The sequence below is a fragment of the Streptomyces sp. JLBG701 genome, from assembly GCF_058544905.1.
The window spans coordinates 5,865,316-5,882,245 of record NZ_CM178588.1 but is presented as its reverse complement, the minus strand read 5'-3'; the positions used below and the strand labels follow the sequence as shown (position 1 = coordinate 5,882,245).

Sequence of the window (16,930 nt, the reverse complement as noted above, 5' to 3'; positions counted from 1 at the left end):
TGCTGGTCACAGCCTTGCAGGAGGCCGGAGCAACGGCACGTTATCCCGAGCACCCAGGTCACCGGAAGAGGATGGGTGTGAGACTTGCCGAGTCCGCAAAAATGGAAAAATCAGGGTATTTCTACTCGATCTTTCGTCTGCGGCGCCATCGTGGCTGGTCGCGCAGTTCCCCGCGCCCCTTCGGGGCGCTGCCCTTCCTGGCCTTCGCCCGGCACATCGTGGTGGACGGCCGGCTGCTGCTGCGTATGCCCAGAAGCTGCGACTACCACCAGGCGTGCATCGGCAGCGTGGTGGCGTACGGCTCCCGTCCATTCCACGGACGGCGGCCTGGAACGCCACTTCTAGGGCACCCAGTGACCGAAAGCGACTGTCGGTGACAGTCAGCGACTTTCTGTGACAAGCCCCAGCTCACGGTCCCGGCTCGTGCCCTAGCATCTGGCGCGTGCCGCGCCCTTGTGTACCACCCCCTGTGTCTCACGCGCCCCCGCTGAGCACCCTCCTCCGCCACTACGGCGCCGGATCCGCCGTCACCTGCGAGCCCGTCGAACAGGGGCTGCTCAACCGCGGCTACCGGCTCCGCACGACCCGCGGCCGCTACTTCCTCAAGCACCACTTCGACCCCGAGACCGCCGACCCGGCCGCCATCGCCCGCCAGCACCGGGCCACCCAGCGTCTGGCCGACCTGGGCGTCCCGGTGGCCCCGCCGCTGACCGGCCGCGACGGGCGCACGGTGGCGGTCGTGGGCGGCCACGCGTACGCCCTGCACCCGTGGATCGACGGCCGGCACCGCGACGGCGGCCAGCTCACCACCGGGCAGTGCGCGCGGCTCGGGGCGCTGCTGGGGGTGGTGCACGCGAGCCTGGAGCGAGTGATGCCGGCGCAGGCGCGGGCGCACGCGCGCCCCGAGGCGAGCGCCGACCCCGCCGACACCTTCGCCCTCATCGACGACCTGCTCGCCCAGGTCCGCCGGCACCGGCCCGCCGACTGCTTCGACGCCCTGGCCCTGCGCCGGCTCCTGGAGCGGCGCGCGCTCCTCGAACAGCACGCGGACCGGCGGCCCCCGCGCGGCGCCTCGGTGGGCTGGGTGCACGGCGACTTCCACCCGTTCAACCTGCTCTACCAGGGAGACGCGCCCGCCGCGATCGTCGACTGGGACCGGCTCGGCGTGCGCCCCCGCGCGGAGGAGGCCGTACGCGCCGCCGCGATCTTCTTCGTGCGCCCCGTCGGCGCCCTCAGCCTGCCCAAGGTGAGGGCGTACGCGCGTGCGTATCGGCGCACGGCTGGCGCCACGCCCTCGGAGCTCGCGGCGGCCGTGCACCGCGTGTGGTGGGAGCGCCTCAACGACTTCTGGATGCTGCGCTGGCACTACGAGCGCGGCGACACCCGCGCGGACCCGCAGTTCCCGGCCACCTCGGCACTCGCGGGGTGGTGGACGCGGGAGTACGACGCGGTGTGCGAGGCGTTCGCGGGGTGACGCCCGGGAGGACGCCACCCTGCGGATCAGGTACCCCTGACGATCAGGTGCCGTCGCCCCCGCCGTCGGCCCCGCCGTCCGCGCCGCCGGTCGCCGTGCTGCTCGGGTCCGACGACGTGCTCGGGTCCGACGAGGTCGGCTCGTCCGTGGGCTCGCTGGAGGCCGTCTCGGACGGCGTGTACGAGGGCTCGCTGGAGGCCGTCTCGGACGGCGTGTACGACGGGGTGTACGACGGCGTGTAGCCCGAGCCGCCGTCCGTGCTGCCGCTGTCGTCCGTGGAGTCGTCCGTCGCCTCGTCGCTCGCCTCGTCGCTCGGCGTCTCGCTGGCCTCGTCCGTGGCGGACTGCGAGGTGGTCGGCGACTGGGTGGTGCCGGTGCCGCCGTCGCCGTTGCTGCCGCTGTTCAGCGCCAGTGCGACGCCCGCGGCGATGGCGATCACCGCCAGAACGGCCAGTATCCACAGCTTGCCGCGACCGCTGCCCCGGTTGCCGTGCCCCTCGAAGCCGCCGTCGTCCCCGCCGCCGTAGCCCGAGGGCATGATCTGCTGGGGGATCTGCGAGGTGCCCGCGGAGTCGCCCTGGCCCATCACGGTCGTGTTCGCGAAGCCGCCCTGCGAGGCGTACCGGCCGTCGTGCACGGTCACGGGCCCGGTGTTCCAGGTGCCGGTGTGGCTGCCCTGGTCGTACAGCATCTGCAAGCCGTACTGGACGAGTCCGCGCATCTCCTCGGCGGTCTGGAAGCGGTCGTCCGGCTCCTTGGCGAGGGAGCGCATGACGAGTCCGTCGAGCTCCGGCGGCGCCACCTCCGAGACCTCGGACGGGGGCGTCGGGACGTCCTGGACGTGCTGGTAGACCACGGACAGCGGGGTCTCACCCATGAACGGGGGCCGCAGCGCGAGGAGTTCGTAGAGGAGGCAGCCGGTGGCGTAGAGGTCGGAGCGGTGGTCGACCGCCTTGCCGAGCGCCTGCTCGGGCGACAGATACTGCGGCGTGCCCATGACCATGCCGGTCTGGGTCATCGTCGACTGCGCGCCGTGCAGGGCGCGCGCGATGCCGAAGTCCATCACCTTGACCGCGCCGGTGTGCGTGATGATGACGTTCGCCGGCTTGATGTCGCGGTGCACGATGCCGTGCTGGTGCGAGTAGGCGAGCGCCTCCAGGACACCGGAGACGATGATCAGGGCCTGCTCGGGGCCGGGCGCCTCCGCGTTGAGGAGCAGGTCGCGGATGGTCCGCCCCTCGACGATCTCCATCACGATGTACGGCACCGACTGGCCGCCCACGAAGTCCTCGCCGGAGTCGTACACGGCGACGATCGCGTGGTGGTTGAGGCCGGCCACCGACTGGGCCTCGCGTGTGAAGCGGGCCTTGGAGACCGGGTCCTCGGCCAGATCGGAACGGAGCAGCTTGACCGCGACCGTCCGCCCGAGACGTACGTCCTCGGCCGCGAACACCTCGGCCATACCGCCCCGGCCGAGTCTGCGCGTCAGCCGATACCGGCCGTCTCCGACAAGCCCGCCATTGCCCCACATCTCCGGCGCATCTGACATACCGCCGCCAGTCGCCTCGGGGTCGGACGGGCCCTGAGAGCGCTGCTGCTGTGCCATCAGTCCTCGCCGTCGTTTCTGCCCGCGGTGCGCGCGGTGTTGTTACGGTCTCCGTCGGCCACGCTACAGCCTCCGCGCAAGCCTCCGGCCCGGGATGAGTGCCGGAATCGGCCGGGCATGAACCGGCCATCCAACCGGTATCACGCACTGTGGTGCAAATTCTGTGTACCGCCCGTACGGCCCCTGTAACGCTCCCACCGCGCTTATCTCGGCCCAGGCCGTGTCCAAGTTCACGCGCGCGTGCCGAAGAAGAACCCGAACGAGCACTTCCCGAACGCGGGGACAACGGAAAGGGCCCGGCAGTCGGTCGCCGGGCCCTTCATATGGGCGTCTTTTGTGTGGCGTGTCCTACAGGTACGGCCCGCCCGCGCGACCTCCCGTGCGCGGGTCGGCGCCTTCGTCGTCGTGGCCGACACCCGGCGGAAGAGCGCGGCGCATCTGCTCCAGTTGGGCCCGGGCGGCCATCTGCTGGGCGAACAGCGCGGTCTGGATCCCGTGGAAGAGGCCCTCCAGCCAGCCGACCAACTGGGCCTGCGCGATGCGCAGTTCCGCGTCGCTCGGGATCGCGTCGTCCGTGAAGGGCAGGGAGAGCCGCTCCAGCTCCTCGACCAGCTCCGGCGCCAGACCGTCCTCCAGTTCCTTCACGGAACTGGCGTGGATCTCCTTGAGCCGCACCCGGCTCGCCTCGTCGAGAGGAGCGGCACGCACCTCCTCAAGGAGCTGCTTGATCATGCTGCCGATCCGCATGACCTTCGCGGGCTGCTCCACCATGTCCGTCACCGGAATCTCGCGGGAGTCCTCGTCTCCTCCGCCACCGAGCGCCATCCCGTCCTGGCCAACGACCAGAATTTGGGGGTTCTCGGACGACCTTTCGTTCCTCGGCATCTCCATGCCGCCATTCTCTCGCACGCGTACACCTCACCACCGTGCTGCCCCCCATGGAGGGTGATCCACCGTTTACGTCCGGGACGCTTGCGTCCCCCCGGCGGAACCCCGGGTGCCGGAATAGTCGCGGAATGTGAGGCTTGTCCCGTGACTCCATGGCTGCGCACACTACGCGCGACGGGACTGGTGCTGGTCGTGGGGGCGTGCACGGCGGTGTTCCCCGGCGGGACCGTCCCGTCGTACGGGAGCGTCTCATCGTACGAGATCGGCTCGTCGTACGACGTCCGGGCCGGCCTCGCCGCACTCCCCTCCGCCTCCGCCCCGGACGCCGAGCCGTCGCGCGCCGGGAGCAGGGCGGGCGAGGGGCGGCAGCGGCCGGGGCGGGCGGAGGAGCCGGAGATTGCGGAACCCGAGGATGAGGAAGAGGCCGAGGAAGAGGCCGAGGAGGAAGACTCGGAGACCGAAGAGCCAGGGGCGGAGGAATCGGCGGCCGCAGAGCCGGAAGCCGAGGTCGTCGCACCCTCACCCGAGCCCCCGGCCTCGCCCGCGCCCCGAACCGCCGCCCGTGCCCAGGGCCCAGCCGAGCCCGTCCTGCGGATCCTGCCCCTGGGCAGCGGGCTGGTCCTCATCGGACTGGGGCTCGGCCTCGCCTTCGTCGGCCTGCGAGTGCGGCGGAGTTAGGTAGCGCCATTCGGTGTTGGTCGGCGTCAAGGCGCCACCAGCAGCACCTTTCCGACATGCCCGCTCTCCTCCAGCACCCGGTGGGCGGCGGCCGCGTCGCTCATTGGCAGCTCGCGGTCGACGATCGGCCGTACTTGGCCGGCGTCGATCAGCGGCCACACATGCTCGCGTACGGCCGCCACGATCGCCGTCTTCTCGTCGAGCGGGCGGGCGCGCAGCGAGGTCGCGCTGATCGCGGCCCGCTTGTTGAGGAGCATGGCGATGTTCAGTTCGCCCTTGATGCCGCCCTGCATGCCGATGATCGCGAGCCGGCCGTTGAAGGCGAGGGAGCGGACGTTGCCGTCCAGGTACTTGGCGCCCATGTTGTCGAGGATGACGTCGGCGCCCGCACCGTTGGTGGCCCGCTCGATCTCGGCGACGAAGTCCTGCTCGCGGTAGTTGATCAGGATGTCGGCGCCCAGCTCGGCGCACTGGTCGAGTTTCTCCTTGGTGCCGGCCGTGACGGCGACCCGGGCGCCGACCGCCTTCGCGAGCTGGATCGCCATCGTGCCGATGCCGCTGGAACCGCCGTGGACGAGGAAGGTCTCGCCGGGACGCAGGTGGGAGATCATGAAGACGTTCGACCAGACCGTGCAGACCACCTCGGGGAGCGCGGCGGCCCGCGTGAGGTCGATGCCCTGCGGCACGGGCAGCAGCTGGCCGGCCGGGACGGCGACCTTCTGGGCGTAGCCGCCGCCCGCGAGCAGCGCGCACACCTCATCGCCGACCGACCAGCCGGAGACACCGGGACCGAGGGCGGCGATCCGGCCCGAGCATTCGAGGCCGGGGTAGGGGGACGCGCCGGGCGGCGGATTGTAGAAGCCCTGCCGTTGCAGAAGGTCGGCCCGGTTGACGGCGCTGGCCGCCACCTCGACCAGGACCTCGCCCTCACCGGGCACGGGATCGGGGACCTCGTCCCACACCAGCGCCTCGGGCCCACCAGGTTCGGGAATCGTGATCGCATACATGACGGGGACGCTACTCCCAGACCGGGACGGGGCTCTGGCGGCCCTGTGAATTCCCGTGGCGTGAGCGATGAGTTTGCGCGACGGTAAAGGTCTTCCCATGCGTACCCCAAGCACGCGGAAGGACCCCGACACATGAGCACGCACATGTCCGACCTCGCGATCGAGACCGCGGGCCTGGTGAAGACGTTCGGCGAGACGAGGGCCGTCGACGGAGTCGACCTGGCCGTACCGACCGGCACGGTGTACGGCGTCCTCGGACCGAACGGCGCCGGCAAGACGACCACCGTGAAGATGCTCGCCACCCTGCTGCGACCGGACGGCGGCCAGGCGCACGTCTTCGGCCACGACGTCGTCCACGAGGCCGACGAGGTACGCGGCCGGGTCAGCCTGACCGGCCAGTACGCGTCCGTGGACGAGGACCTCACCGGCGCCGAGAACCTCATCCTGCTCGCCCGCCTCCTCGGCCACGCCAGGAAGCACGCGCGCGAGCGCTCCGCCCAGCTCCTTGAGGCCTTCGGGCTCACGGACGCGGCGGCCAAGCAGGTCAAGCACTACTCGGGCGGCATGCGGCGCCGCATCGACATCGCCGCGTCCATCCTCAACACCCCTGAGCTGCTCTTCCTCGACGAGCCGACCACCGGCCTCGACCCGCGCAGCCGCAACCAGGTGTGGGACATCGTGCGCGCGGTCGTCGCCCAGGGCACCACCGTGCTGCTGACCACGCAGTACCTCGACGAGGCCGACCAGCTGGCCTCCCGGATCGCCGTCATCGACCACGGGAAGGTGATCGCGGAGGGCACGAAGGGCGAGCTGAAGGCGTCCGTCGGCGCCGGCACCGTACATCTGCGACTGCGTGACGCGGCGCAGCGGCCACAGGCGGAGGAGTTGCTACGGCTGGCCCTCGACGCGCGCGTGCAGCCCGAGGCGGATCCGGTGTCGCTGACGGCCCGGGTCGGTACGGCGATGAGCGACACCGCGGCCGAGCGGGCCGCCCGGGCACTGGGCGAGCTGGCCCGGGCCGGCATCACCGTGGACAACTTCTCGCTCGGCCAGCCCAGCCTGGACGAGGTGTTCCTGGCCCTCACCGGACACGACACCAGGGTCCACCCCACGACGAGCACCGACGGCACGGAAGGCGAGGCGGCGGCATGAGCACCGCGACGACCACGGACTCCCAGAACCTCGCCCCCGTCAGCGCCGAGTCGCTGGCCGCGCTGCTGATCGCCAAGGAGCGGCCGCCGCGACCGAGCGCCCTGTCGGCCTCGCTGACCTTCGGCTGGCGGGCGATCCTCAAGATCAAGCACGTGCCGGAGCAGCTCTTCGACGTCACCGCGTTCCCGATCATGATGGTGCTGATGTACACGTACCTGTTCGGGGGCGCCCTCGCGGGCTCTCCCCGCGAGTACATCCAGTTCCTGCTGCCCGGCATCCTCGTGATGTCGGTCGTGATGATCACGATGTACACCGGTGTCTCGGTCAACACGGACATCGAGAAGGGCGTCTTCGACCGCTTCCGTTCGCTGCCCATCTGGCGGCCGTCGGTGATGGTCGGCTATCTCCTCGGCGACGCCCTGCGCTACACGATCGCGTCCCTGGTGATGCTCGTCGTCGGCGTGATCCTGGGCTACCGCCCGGACGGCGGCGTGATCGGCGTGATCGCCGGAATCGCGCTGCTGGTCGTCTTCTCGTTCGCGTTCTCGTGGATCTGGACGATGTTCGGGCTGCTGCTGCGCACCGAGAAGTCGGTGATGGGCGTCAGCATGATGGTGATCTTCCCGCTGACCTTCCTGTCCAACGTCTTCGTCGACCCGAGGACCATGCCCGGCTGGCTCCAGGCCTTCGTCAACAACAGCCCCATCACCCATCTCGCCTCGGCGGTGCGCGAGTTGATGGCCGGCGACTGGCCGACGGCGGAAATCGCCTGGTCCCTGGGCTGGGCGGGCCTGTTCGTGCTGGTCTTCGGCCCGGTCACGATGCGGCTCTACAACCGCAAGTAGCTCGTCGGGTACGTCAGTGGGACGACCGTACGATCGCGATCAGCCGGTCCGTCAACTGGAGTTCGCCGACAGCCGGATCGTCGTAGCCGAGCACCCGATGCCCTCGTACGACGCTCACCACCAGGTCGTCCGTCTCGCGCGGCCCCTTGCCCACCTCGGCCTTTATGACCGGCCGTTCGACCATGTCGAGCCCGCTGCCCTGCTGGATGAGGTCCTCCATGACCATGCCGGCAGTCGGGCTGAGCACCGAGAGGCCGAGGAGGCGGCCGGCCGCGCTGGCGCTGGTGACGGCGTAGCCGGTGGTGGAGAGGCTGACGGTCGCGTAGTAGAAGGCGTCGAGGAGATCGACGGAACCGTCGGAGTTGTCGTTGTAGCCGTCGTGGTCGGCGTAGACGATCAGGGCCGTCGCGACGAGCAGCAGCAGGGCCATCGCCAGCCGTTTGGCGACCTGGCGGATCGGACGGTCCACCACCGCCTTCGGGAGTCGCACGTGGTGGGTCACGAGATGTTCGTCCGCCTGGTGGGCGATCACGTCATGGCCCGGACGTTTCACGTGAAACACACCCCGATTCCGGCGAACGCCCAGGGCAGGTCGAGGAGTTCCGCCTCCTGACCCTGCCTGGCGCCGCCCGGGGGTACGACGGCGAGCGCATCGGCGGCGGCGATACCGCGCAGCATGGCCGGGCCGTTGTAGTGCAGCGGGATGGCGAGGTCGCCGCGCAGGGCGACGGGGATGAGCCGGGTGTCGTGCGGATGCCCGTGCACGGCGTCCTGGAGTGGCAGTGTGTACGGCTCCGGGGCGGGGTGGGCGGCGAGGGTGCGCAGCAGCGGTTCGGCGAGGGTGAGCAGGCCGGAGACGGCCGCGAGGGGGTTGCCAGGCAGGCCGACGAGGTGCTGGTTCTCCTTGGTGCGGGCCAGCAGCATGGGGTGGCCGGGGCGCACCTTGACGCCGTTCACGAGGAGTTCGGCACCGATGCGGCGCAGGGTGGGGTGGACGTGGTCGACCGGGCCGGCGGCGGTGCCGCCGGTGGTGACGATGAGGTCGGCGTCGGACGTCGTGATCGCCTTGTGCAGGGCCTTGGCGTCGTCGCCGAGCCTGCGCGTCGCGATGACCTCGGCACCGAGCGCCCGCATCCAGGGCGGCAGCATCGGGCCGAGCGCGTCCCGGATCAGACCGCCGTGGGGCAGTCCCTCGGTGAGCAACTCGTCGCCGAGGACGAGGACTTCGACGCGGGGGCGGGGAACGGTGGTGAGCGTGTCGTATCCCGCGGCCGAGGCGAGGCCGAGCACGGCCGGGGTCACCAGCGTGCCGACAGGCAGCAACTGGTCGCCGCTACGGCACTCCTGGCCACGCGGGCGGATGTCCTGGCCGTGGCCGGGCTCGCGGGTGGCGTGCAGGCGTCCCTTGTCGTCGGTGCGGCCGTGTTCGCTGCGGATCACGGCGGTCGTGTCCAGGGGGATACGGGCGCCGGTGGCGATCCGGACGGCCTCGCCGTCGGTGAGCGGCTGCGGCTCCGCGTGGCCGGCGAGCACGCCCTCGTCCCGTACGTCCCAGGGGCCGGGTCCCGCGACCGCCCAGCCGTCCATGGCGGAGGTGTCGAAGGAGGGCAGGTCGGTGAGGGCGTCAAGGGGGGCGGCCAGCACGAGGCCGAGGGCGGAGTCCAGGGACACGGAGACGGGGGCGCGGCGTGCGGAGGAGCGGGCGGCCCTTCCGGCGATCGCGCGGGCCTCGGGCCAGGGGGTGGCGGTGTGGTGGGCGCCGGGTTTGCCGGAAGTGTCCTGGCCCTGGCGTTCGCCCAGGGGGGCGGGCGCGGGTACGGCGGCGGCCTCGCGCGCGTGGCCGTTGTCGTGGTCGTCCTTCACGAGGGCGAGCGCCTCCTCGACGTCGAAGTCGTCCAGGTCGTCGGCGGTCTCGGCACTCCTGGCGTTCCCGCCGTCCCGGAGGGAGCGGGCGGTCATCCGGCGTCCGGCTTGGCGTCGGGGGTGGCTGGGGCGGTTTCGTCCGCCCAGCGCAGCGCGAGCGCGGCGGCCTTGCGGGCGGCTTCGGCCACCGCCTCGGGGCCGCCCTGGCCGCCCTGTGCCTGGGCGGCCGCGTAGCCGACGAGGAAGGTGGTCAGCGGCGCCGCCGGCCTGGCCACGCCGTGCGCGGCGTCGCGGGCGAGGTCGAGCAGGACGCCGGTGTCGACGTCCAGGTCGATGCCCAGCTCGTCCTTGACTGCGGTGATCCATTCATCCAACACGTGACCATGCTCCCTGATGCGTGCCCTGGCAGTGGCGATGTCGTCCCAGGTGTCGCAGTCGAAGGACGCGACGGGGTCGGGGACGCGGGTGAGGTCGAGGCCGGCCGTCAGCCGGCGCAGGGGCAGCCCGGTGAGACCGCTCTGCGCCTGGCTGAGCGAGGCCAGCTCGCGGCGCAGCGCGGGCGCGCTGTACGCGGCGACCAGCGGCTGGTCGCGGCCGTCGGCGTCGGTGAGCAGCACGCCTTCGGCACCGCTCGCCCGGAGCGCGGCCAGCAGCCGCTCCACCGTGGCCGCTTCGAGGAACGGCAGGTCGGCGGAGAGCACGACCACGTGGTCCGCCGTGGTGCGGCGCAGGCCGGCGTCGAGCGCGGCGACCGGTCCCGCGCCGGGCGGGTCCTCGCGAGCCCACAGCACCGGTCGCGCGGTGGACCTGCGGTCGGCCACCACGACCCTGACGGCGGCGTCGGCGCAGGCTGTGAGCACCCGGTCGAGCAGGGCACGCCCGCCCACCCGGACGCCGGGCTTGTCGGCGCCGCCGAGCCGCCGGGCCGCGCCACCGGCGAGCACGACGGCGTCGTACGCGGTGTCGGGGGCGCCGGGGGGCTCGTACGCGGTCACCCCCCGAGTATGCGCGCCCCCGTGATCACAGGGAACGTGCGTGTACCCGCGTGATCACAGTGTGCGCAGCAGTAGCGCCGGCTGCTCCACGCAGTCCGCCACGAACCGCAGGAAGCCGCCCGCCGTGCCGCCGTCGCACACCCGGTGGTCGAAGGTGAGCGAGAGCTGCACGACCTGCCGCACCGCCAGCTCGCCCTCGTGCACCCAGGGCTTGGGGACGATGCGGCCGACGCCCAGCATGGCCGCCTCGGGGTGGTTGATGATCGGCGTGGAGCCGTCGACCCCGAACACCCCGTAGTTGTTCAACGTGAAGGTCCCGCCGGTGAGTTCCCGGGGTGTGAGCGTGCCTGTCCGCGCGGCCTCCGTCAGCCGGGCGAACTCCGCGCCGATCGACTCGGCGTTGCGTGCGTGCGCGTCCCGGACGACGGGTACGACGAGCCCGCGCTCGGTCTGTGCGGCGAAGCCGAGGTGGACGTGGTCGAACTGGACGACCTCCCTGGCCTCGGTGTCGACGGTGGAGTTGAGCTCGGGGAACCGGGCGAGAGCTGCCGTGCAGATCCGGGCGAGGAGCGCGAGGAGGGAGATCTTCGGGCCTCCCGCGGCGTTCATCGCCGTCCGCGCGCGCATGAGTTCCGTCGCGTCGGCGTCCACCCAGCAGGTCGCGTCCGGTATCTCGCGACGGCTGCGGGAGAGCTTGTCGGCGACGGCGCCGCGGATGCCCTTGAGGGGGATGCGGGTGGAGCGGGACGCGGGAGGGGCCAGGGGAGCGGTCTGGGGTCCGGCTGGTACGGGGGTCACCCGTGCGACCAGGGATTCAGCGGGCGTGGGAGCCGGTTCGGTGACCGGTGTGAGTGGGGCCGCGGGCCGGGCCGGTCGTGCGACGGAGGTGCCGGCGGCGCGCAGGGCGTACTCGACGTCGGCCCTGAGGATCAGCCCGTCGGGTCCGGAACCGGCCAGCTCCCGCAGGTCCAGGCCGTGCTCCCGGGCGAGCCTGCGCACGAGCGGGGACATGACGGGGACGGGGCCATCGGGTGTTTCGGGGGTGCGGGCGGCCGCCTCGGTGTCCGGGACGTGCCCGTTCGGCCCGCCGGCGGGCGTGGCTGCGGGCTGGTCCGGCAGGACCCGGCGTCGCCGCGCCGGCGCTTCCGAGGTGCCGTACCCCACCAGCACGTTTCCGGATCCCTCGCTCTCACCGCCGGAGGCCGCCGCGCCCACCGCCACGGTCAGCAGCGGGGCCCCGACGGGCAGTTCCGTGCCCTCCTCGCCGAAGCGGGCCGTGACCACACCGCCGTAGGGGCAGGGCACGTCGACCAGCGCCTTGGCCGTCTCGACCTCGACGACCGGCTGGTCGATCGCGACGACTTCGCCGACCTCCACCAGCCAGCGCACGATCGACGCCTCGGTGAGCCCCTCCCCGAGGTCGGGAAGCTTGAACTCCAGCACCTGTGCCATCAGCTTTCGGCCTCCCATTGCAGACGCGCCACCGCGTCCAGGATCCGGTCGACACCGGGCAGGTGGTGACGCTCCAGCATCGGCGGCGGATACGGGATGTCGAACCCGGCCACCCGCAGGACCGGCGCCTCCAGATGATGGAAGCAGCGCTCCGTGACGCGGGCCGCGATCTCCCCTCCCGGGCCGCCGAACCCGCCCGATTCGTGCACGACGACCGCTCGCCCGGTCCGCCGTACCGAGGCGGAGACCGTCTCGTCGTCGAACGGCACCAGGGAGCGCAGATCGACGACTTCGAGGTCCCAGCCCTCGGCCCGCGCCGCCTCGGCGGCTTCGAGGCAGACGGGCACGGACGGCCCGTACGTGATGAGTGTGGCGCTCCGGCCCGAGCGCCGCACCACCGCGCGGCCTATGGGTTGAACGGTCGACGGGTCCTCCGGGTTCCAGGAGTCCTTCGACCAGTACAGCCGCTTGGGCTCCAGGAAGACGACCGGGTCGTCGGAGGCGATGGCGGCGCGCAACAGCCCGTAGGCATCCGCGACGGTGGCGGGCGTGACGACATGGAGCCCCGCGGTCGCCATGTAGTACGCCTCGGAGGAGTCGCTGTGGTGCTCGACGCCGCCGATGCCGCCGCCGTAGGGGACGCGGATGGTGATCGGCAGCGGCAGCGCCCCGCGCGTGCGGTTGCGCATCCGGGCGACATGGCTGATGAGCTGCTCGAACGCTGGGTAGGCGAACGCGTCGAACTGCATCTCGACGACCGGCCTCAGGCCGTACATCGCCATGCCGACCGCCGTGCCGAGGATGCCGGCCTCGGCGAGTGGGGTGTCCGTGCAGCGGTCCTCGCCGAACTCCGCGGCGAGCCCGTCGGTGACCCGGAAGACCCCGCCGAGTGTGCCGACGTCCTCGCCCATGACGTGGACGGTCGGGTCGGCCGCCATGGCGTCGCGCAACGCGCGCGTGAGGGCCTGCGCCATGGTGGCCGGTTTGAGGGCGACGGTGGTCATCGGTGCGCCCCCTCCGCTTCGGCCTCCAGCTCGGCCCGCAACAGGGCCCGCTGTTCGCGCAGTTGCGGTGTGGGCTCGGCGTACACATGGGCGAAGAGGTCCATGGGGTCGAGCACCGGGTCCTGGTTCATGCGCTCGCGCAGGTCGGCGGCCATGGTCTCGGCGGCGTCGCGGGCGGCCCGTATGCCGTCCTCGTCGAGCCACCCGCGCGCGGTCAGCTCGCCCTCCAGGAGGGCGATCGGGTCGTGCTCGCGCCAGGCCTGGACCTCGGCGTCGCCGCGGTAGCGGGTCGCGTCGTCGGCGTTGGTGTGGGCTTCGACGCGGTAGGTGATCGCCTCGACCAGCGTGGGTCCGCCGCCCGCGCGCGCGTGCCGCATCGCGTCGCTCAGGACCTCGTGCACGGCGGCCGCGTCGTTGCCGTCGACCAGGCGGCCCGGCATCCCGTAGCCGACGGCCTTGTGGGCCAGCGACGGGGCGGCGGTCTGCTTGGCGAGCGGGACGGAGATCGCGAAGCCGTTGTTCTGGACCAGGAAGACGACCGGGGCCTGCCATACGGCGGCGAAGTTCAGCGCCTCGTGGAAGTCGCCCTCGCTGGAGCCGCCGTCGCCGACCATGGCGAGCGCGACCACGTCGTCGCCCTTGAGGCGGGCGGCGTGCGCGAGGCCCACGGCGTGCGGGAGCTGGGTGGCGAGCGGGGTGCACAGGGGGGCCACGCGGTGCTCGCGCGGGTCGTAGCCGGTGTGCCAGTCGCCTCTCAGGAGGGTGAGTGCCTGGACGGGGTCAAGGCCCCGGGCGACGGCGGCGAGGGTGTCGCGGTAGCTGGGGAAGAGCCAGTCGCGCTCTTCAAGGACCAGAGCGGCGGCGACCTCGCAGGCCTCCTGGCCGGTGCTGGACGGGTAGACGGCGAGCCTGCCCTGCTTGGTGAGGGCCGTGGCCTGCGCGTTGTACCGCCTGCCGCGCACCAGCTGCGCGTACAGCCGACGCAGCAGCTCCGGGTCGGCCTGTGCGGCCACCTCCGTGCCGAGGACGCGGTAGGGAACCGCGTCGGGCAGCAACGGCGCGGGGTCCATACGGGGCTGCCAGGCGGGCGGCGGCGTTGGCCGATATGCGCCCCGCTGCTCCATGACCGTCATGACGGCACCTCCTCGTGGGAGCGGCTTGGAGAGGCGCGCCGGTTGTGATGCGCCTCACCTACCGATTGTTCGGTCGTCGGCACAGTTTGGCTACAGGCACCTCCAGGCTGTGGACAAACGGTTCTGCACAGCCTGAGATGGACGCAGTACGTCCATGGTAGGGAGGCGGGGGGACATGGCACCTGAACAAATGGCCGAACGCCCTGAAGGCAGCGTCCCCCTGCCGCCCCCGCGTCCGCTGGACGCCATTGATCAGGACATCCTCCAGATGCTCCAGGCGGACGGCCGTGCCTCGATCCGGTCCGTCGCCGAACGCGTCCATGTCTCGCGGGCCAACGCCTACGCGCGTATCAACCGGCTCATCGAGGACGGCGTCATCCGCGGCTTCGGGGCCCGCGTCGACCACGAACGCGCAGGCCAGGGCACCTCGGCGTACATCACCCTGAAGATCGTCCAGAACTCCTGGCGCACGGTGCGCGAGCAGCTCAGACAGCTGCCCGGGGCCTCCCACATCGCCCTGGTGGGCGGCGACTTCGACGTCCTGCTGCTGGTGCACACGCCCGACAACAGGTCGCTGCGCGAACTCGTGCTCATGCGGCTCCAGGCGATCCCGGAAGTGCTCAGCACGCGCACGCTGCTGGTGTTCGAGGAGGAGGACCTGGAGCCGGAGGGGTGAGCTCCGCGCGCACCTGAGGCATGTCCTAGCGCTCTCTGCGCAGCCCCGAGAAGACCAACTGCACCACCGCGTCCGCGACTTCCCGCTCGTTCATGCCCCGACCGTCCGGCCGGTACCACTCCACGATCGAGTTGATCATCCCGAAGACGAGCCGCGTCGCGAGCCGCACGTCCACGTCCTCGCGTACGTCCCCGTCGGCCTCCGCCGCCTTCAGCAGCTCGGCGACCCGGTGGTCGAAGTCGCGGCGCCGCTCCAGGGCCCACCGCTCGGTGTCCGTGTTGCCGCGCACGCGCAGCAGCAGCGTCACGTACGGCAGCTCGGCGATGAGCACCTCGACCATGCGCCGCACGACGTACTCCAGGCACTCCACGGAACGCCCCACGCGCGCGTGCTCCTCGTCGAGGATCTCGAAGAGGCCGTCAAGGGCACGGCTCACGGCCCGGCGCAGCAGCTCCTCCTTGCCCGTGACGTGGTGGTAGATCGACGACTTGGAGATACCGGCCGCCTTGGAGAGGTGCTCCATGGAGGTGCCGTCGTAGCCGCGCTCGTTGAAGACCTGGACGGCGACCGACAGCAGGGTCTCCGGGGTGTACGTGTCGCGCTTGGCGGTGGTCATGAGGTGCTGCCCTCCCGCTTGTCGGAGGCGTACGCGTGGCGGTACAGCGCGAGGGAGGGCGCGTAACGCCCCGAGGGGTCGCGCATGTGCAGGTCGTCGAGGAGGGCGTACGCCCAGTTGCGGCCGAGCTTGCGGCTCCACTCGAAGGGACCCAGGGGGTAGTTGACGCCCAGGCGCATCGCGGTGTCGACGTCCTCCTCGGTGGCCACGCCCTTGGCGACGGCGTCGTGCGCGAGGTCGACGATCCGCGCGACCGTGCGGGCGACGATCATGCCGGGCACGTCGCCGATGATGCTGACGTTCTTGCCGAGCGCCTGGAAGAGGCCGGTGGCCTCCACGAGGGTCTGCGGGGCGGTGTCCTGGGAGGCGGACAGGGCGATGCGGGTGGCCCTGCGGTAGTCGAGCGCAAGGTCGAAGTAGACGACGTCCCGGAACTCCACGGACGTCTGGCCGTCGGCCAGGGCCAGCTGGCCGCCGCCGGGCAGCACCAGGCGCGTGCCGTGGTCCTCTTCCTCCTCGCGCACCGGGATGCCCGCTTCACGGATCAGCGCGAGCAGGTCGGCAGCCGGGCCCAGGTCGCCCTCGGCGACGACGTAGGCGGGCGCCTGCGCCTGCTCGGCGGTGTGCGGTTCGGAGCGCTCGGCGCCCTCCTGGTAGTCGTACCAGCCGTGCCCGCTCTTGCGGCCGAGCCGGCCCGACTCGACGAGGCGCCGCTGGGCGAGCGAGGGCGTGAAGCGCACGTCCTGGAAGAAGGACTGCCACACGGAGTGCGTGACGGACTCGTTGACGTCCTGCCCGATGAGGTCGGTGAGTTCGAAGGCGCCCATGCGGAAACCGCCGGACTCGCGCAGGATCGCGTCGATGGTGGCGGGGTCGGCGCCCTGGGCCTCGTACACCGCGAAGGCCTCGGCATAGAAGGGCCGCGCGATGCGGTTGACGATAAAGCCGGGGGTGTCGGCGCAGGCGACGGGGGTCTTGCCCCAGACGCGGGCCGTCTCGTACGCGCGCGTGGCGTAAGTGACGTCCGTGGCGTGACCGGAGACGACCTCGACGAGCGGCAGCAGTGGGGCCGGGTTGAAGAAGTGCAGGCCCACGAGGCGGCCGGGGTCGCGCAGTCCGCCGCCGATGGACGTCACCGACAGGGACGAGGTGTTGGTGGCGAGCAGACAGTCCTCGTCGACGATGTCCTCCAGCTCCCGGAAGAGCTGCTGTTTCACGTCGAGCCGCTCCAGCACCGCCTCGGCGACCAGGGCGCAGTCGGCGAGTTCGGCGAGGCTCTCGGCGGGCACCAGCCGGGCGCGCGCGGCGTCCCGGTCGGCGGCGGTGAGCCGGTCCTTCTCGACGAGCCGGTCGAGACGGGCGCCGATCGCGTCGGTCGCCTCCCGGGCCCGCCCGGGAACGGCGTCGTACAGCCGCACGGGATGGCCCGCGACCAGCGCGACCTGTGCGATGCCCTGGCCCATGGTGCCGGCGCCGACGACGGCCACGGGGCTGCTGAGGTCGAGTGCTGTCATGTGCGCGATCCTCCCGCACGCCGTTTT

The 16,930-nt window shown here is 71.7% G+C and carries 16 protein-coding genes and 1 pseudogene; 6 read left to right on the top strand and 11 right to left on the bottom strand.

Annotated elements, in window-relative coordinates; all coding sequences use genetic code 11:
- Positions 1-185: 185 nt before the first annotated feature.
- A pseudogene (locus tag AC5DRG_RS27250) lies at positions 186-341 on the top strand (pyridoxamine 5'-phosphate oxidase family protein); the annotation flags it as partial.
- Positions 342-469: 128 nt separating this feature from the next.
- Complete coding sequence (locus AC5DRG_RS27245; RefSeq protein ID WP_491802072.1) at positions 470-1,474, top strand: phosphotransferase; 1,005 nt, start codon at positions 470-472, stop codon at positions 1,472-1,474.
- 43 nt (positions 1,475-1,517) lie between these two features.
- On the opposite strand, the gene AC5DRG_RS27240 is transcribed toward AC5DRG_RS27245, so the two are convergent.
- Both AC5DRG_RS27240 and AC5DRG_RS27235 read right to left on the bottom strand, forming a co-directional pair.
- Entirely contained in the window at positions 1,518-3,080 is a 1,563-nt protein-coding gene (locus AC5DRG_RS27240; protein ID WP_491802071.1) for a protein kinase domain-containing protein, read from the bottom strand.
- Between the two features lie 348 nt (positions 3,081-3,428).
- Positions 3,429-3,971, bottom strand: coding sequence for a bacterial proteasome activator family protein (locus tag AC5DRG_RS27235; protein ID WP_491813171.1), 543 nt, complete (start codon positions 3,969-3,971; stop codon positions 3,429-3,431).
- Positions 3,972-4,112: 141 nt separating this feature from the next.
- Between AC5DRG_RS27235 and AC5DRG_RS27230 the strand changes: the two genes are divergently transcribed.
- Positions 4,113-4,646 (top strand): hypothetical protein, encoded by a 534-nt coding sequence (locus AC5DRG_RS27230; protein WP_491802070.1) that lies wholly within the window; start codon positions 4,113-4,115, stop codon positions 4,644-4,646.
- Positions 4,647-4,672: 26 nt separating this feature from the next.
- On the opposite strand, the gene AC5DRG_RS27225 is transcribed toward AC5DRG_RS27230, so the two are convergent.
- Positions 4,673-5,653 (bottom strand): NAD(P)H-quinone oxidoreductase, encoded by a 981-nt coding sequence (locus AC5DRG_RS27225; RefSeq protein WP_491802069.1) that lies wholly within the window; start codon positions 5,651-5,653, stop codon positions 4,673-4,675.
- A gap of 132 nt (positions 5,654-5,785) precedes the next feature.
- Between AC5DRG_RS27225 and AC5DRG_RS27220 the strand changes: the two genes are divergently transcribed.
- Positions 5,786-6,805 (top strand): ATP-binding cassette domain-containing protein, encoded by a 1,020-nt coding sequence (locus AC5DRG_RS27220; protein WP_491802068.1) that lies wholly within the window; start codon positions 5,786-5,788, stop codon positions 6,803-6,805.
- Positions 6,802-7,650 carry an ABC transporter permease gene (locus AC5DRG_RS27215; protein ID WP_491802067.1) on the top strand — a complete coding sequence of 283 codons (849 nt, stop codon included), beginning with the start codon at positions 6,802-6,804 and terminating at the stop codon, positions 7,648-7,650. Before AC5DRG_RS27220 ends, AC5DRG_RS27215 begins: the two co-directional genes overlap by 4 nt.
- A gap of 13 nt (positions 7,651-7,663) precedes the next feature.
- Here AC5DRG_RS27215 and AC5DRG_RS27210 read toward each other — a convergent pair whose 3' ends face one another.
- Genes AC5DRG_RS27210 through pdhA form a run of 6 tightly spaced genes read right to left on the bottom strand, consistent with a single transcriptional unit; the run spans position 7,664 to position 14,097 of the window.
- A complete protein-coding gene (locus AC5DRG_RS27210) occupies positions 7,664-8,203 on the bottom strand; it encodes an ion channel (RefSeq protein ID WP_491802066.1) in 540 nt (179 codons plus the stop codon).
- The gene (locus AC5DRG_RS27205) at positions 8,200-9,609 is read right to left on the bottom strand and encodes a molybdopterin molybdotransferase MoeA (protein WP_491802065.1); all 1,410 of its coding nucleotides are present in this window, start codon (positions 9,607-9,609) and stop codon (positions 8,200-8,202) included. Before AC5DRG_RS27205 ends, AC5DRG_RS27210 begins: the two co-directional genes overlap by 4 nt.
- Positions 9,606-10,508: an NTP transferase domain-containing protein gene (locus AC5DRG_RS27200; protein WP_491802064.1), complete on the bottom strand. Its 903-nt coding sequence runs from the start codon at positions 10,506-10,508 to the stop codon at positions 9,606-9,608. The genes AC5DRG_RS27205 and AC5DRG_RS27200 overlap by 4 nt, the downstream gene beginning before the upstream one ends.
- 54 nt (positions 10,509-10,562) lie before the next feature.
- A complete protein-coding gene (locus AC5DRG_RS27195; protein ID WP_491802063.1) occupies positions 10,563-11,960 on the bottom strand; it encodes a dihydrolipoamide acetyltransferase family protein in 1,398 nt (465 codons plus the stop codon).
- Complete coding sequence (locus AC5DRG_RS27190) at positions 11,960-12,964, bottom strand: alpha-ketoacid dehydrogenase subunit beta (protein WP_491802062.1); 1,005 nt, start codon at positions 12,962-12,964, stop codon at positions 11,960-11,962. The genes AC5DRG_RS27195 and AC5DRG_RS27190 overlap by 1 nt, the downstream gene beginning before the upstream one ends.
- On the bottom strand, positions 12,961-14,097 hold the full coding sequence (gene pdhA / locus AC5DRG_RS27185) for a pyruvate dehydrogenase (acetyl-transferring) E1 component subunit alpha (protein WP_491802061.1): 1,137 nt from the start codon (positions 14,095-14,097) through the stop codon (positions 12,961-12,963). Before pdhA ends, AC5DRG_RS27190 begins: the two co-directional genes overlap by 4 nt.
- Before the next feature lie 190 nt (positions 14,098-14,287).
- Here pdhA and AC5DRG_RS27180 point away from each other — a divergent pair, with 190 nt between their 5' ends.
- Positions 14,288-14,773, top strand: coding sequence for an Lrp/AsnC family transcriptional regulator (locus AC5DRG_RS27180; RefSeq protein ID WP_491813170.1), 486 nt, complete (start codon positions 14,288-14,290; stop codon positions 14,771-14,773).
- Positions 14,774-14,798: 25 nt separating this feature from the next.
- Here the strand turns inward: AC5DRG_RS27180 and AC5DRG_RS27175 are convergent, their stop codons facing one another.
- Entirely contained in the window at positions 14,799-15,389 is a 591-nt protein-coding gene (locus AC5DRG_RS27175; protein ID WP_491802060.1) for a TetR/AcrR family transcriptional regulator, read from the bottom strand.
- Positions 15,386-16,903 (bottom strand): 3-hydroxyacyl-CoA dehydrogenase, encoded by a 1,518-nt coding sequence (locus AC5DRG_RS27170; protein ID WP_491802059.1) that lies wholly within the window; start codon positions 16,901-16,903, stop codon positions 15,386-15,388. Before AC5DRG_RS27170 ends, AC5DRG_RS27175 begins: the two co-directional genes overlap by 4 nt.
- Positions 16,904-16,930: the final 27 nt, after the last annotated feature.

Bases quoted from the DNA above. Each gene is read 5' to 3' on its own strand.
- AC5DRG_RS27240 (WP_491802071.1), bottom strand. From the start codon at position 3,080: ATGGCACAGCAGCAGCGCTCTCAGGGCCCGTCCGACCCCGAGGCGACT.
- AC5DRG_RS27235 (WP_491813171.1), bottom strand. From the start codon at position 3,971: ATGGAGATGCCGAGGAACGAAAGGTCGTCCGAGAACCCCCAAATTCTG.
- AC5DRG_RS27225 (WP_491802069.1), bottom strand. From the start codon at position 5,653: ATGTATGCGATCACGATTCCCGAACCTGGTGGGCCCGAGGCGCTGGTG.
- AC5DRG_RS27220 (WP_491802068.1), top strand. From the start codon at position 5,786: ATGAGCACGCACATGTCCGACCTCGCGATCGAGACCGCGGGCCTGGTG.
- AC5DRG_RS27215 (WP_491802067.1), top strand. From the start codon at position 6,802: ATGAGCACCGCGACGACCACGGACTCCCAGAACCTCGCCCCCGTCAGC.
- AC5DRG_RS27205 (WP_491802065.1), bottom strand. From the start codon at position 9,609: ATGACCGCCCGCTCCCTCCGGGACGGCGGGAACGCCAGGAGTGCCGAG.
- AC5DRG_RS27195 (WP_491802063.1), bottom strand. From the start codon at position 11,960: ATGGCACAGGTGCTGGAGTTCAAGCTTCCCGACCTCGGGGAGGGGCTC.
- AC5DRG_RS27190 (WP_491802062.1), bottom strand. From the start codon at position 12,964: ATGACCACCGTCGCCCTCAAACCGGCCACCATGGCGCAGGCCCTCACG.
- pdhA (WP_491802061.1), bottom strand. From the start codon at position 14,097: ATGACGGTCATGGAGCAGCGGGGCGCATATCGGCCAACGCCGCCGCCC.
- AC5DRG_RS27180 (WP_491813170.1), top strand. From the start codon at position 14,288: ATGGCCGAACGCCCTGAAGGCAGCGTCCCCCTGCCGCCCCCGCGTCCG.
- AC5DRG_RS27175 (WP_491802060.1), bottom strand. From the start codon at position 15,389: ATGACCACCGCCAAGCGCGACACGTACACCCCGGAGACCCTGCTGTCG.
- AC5DRG_RS27170 (WP_491802059.1), bottom strand. From the start codon at position 16,903: ATGACAGCACTCGACCTCAGCAGCCCCGTGGCCGTCGTCGGCGCCGGC.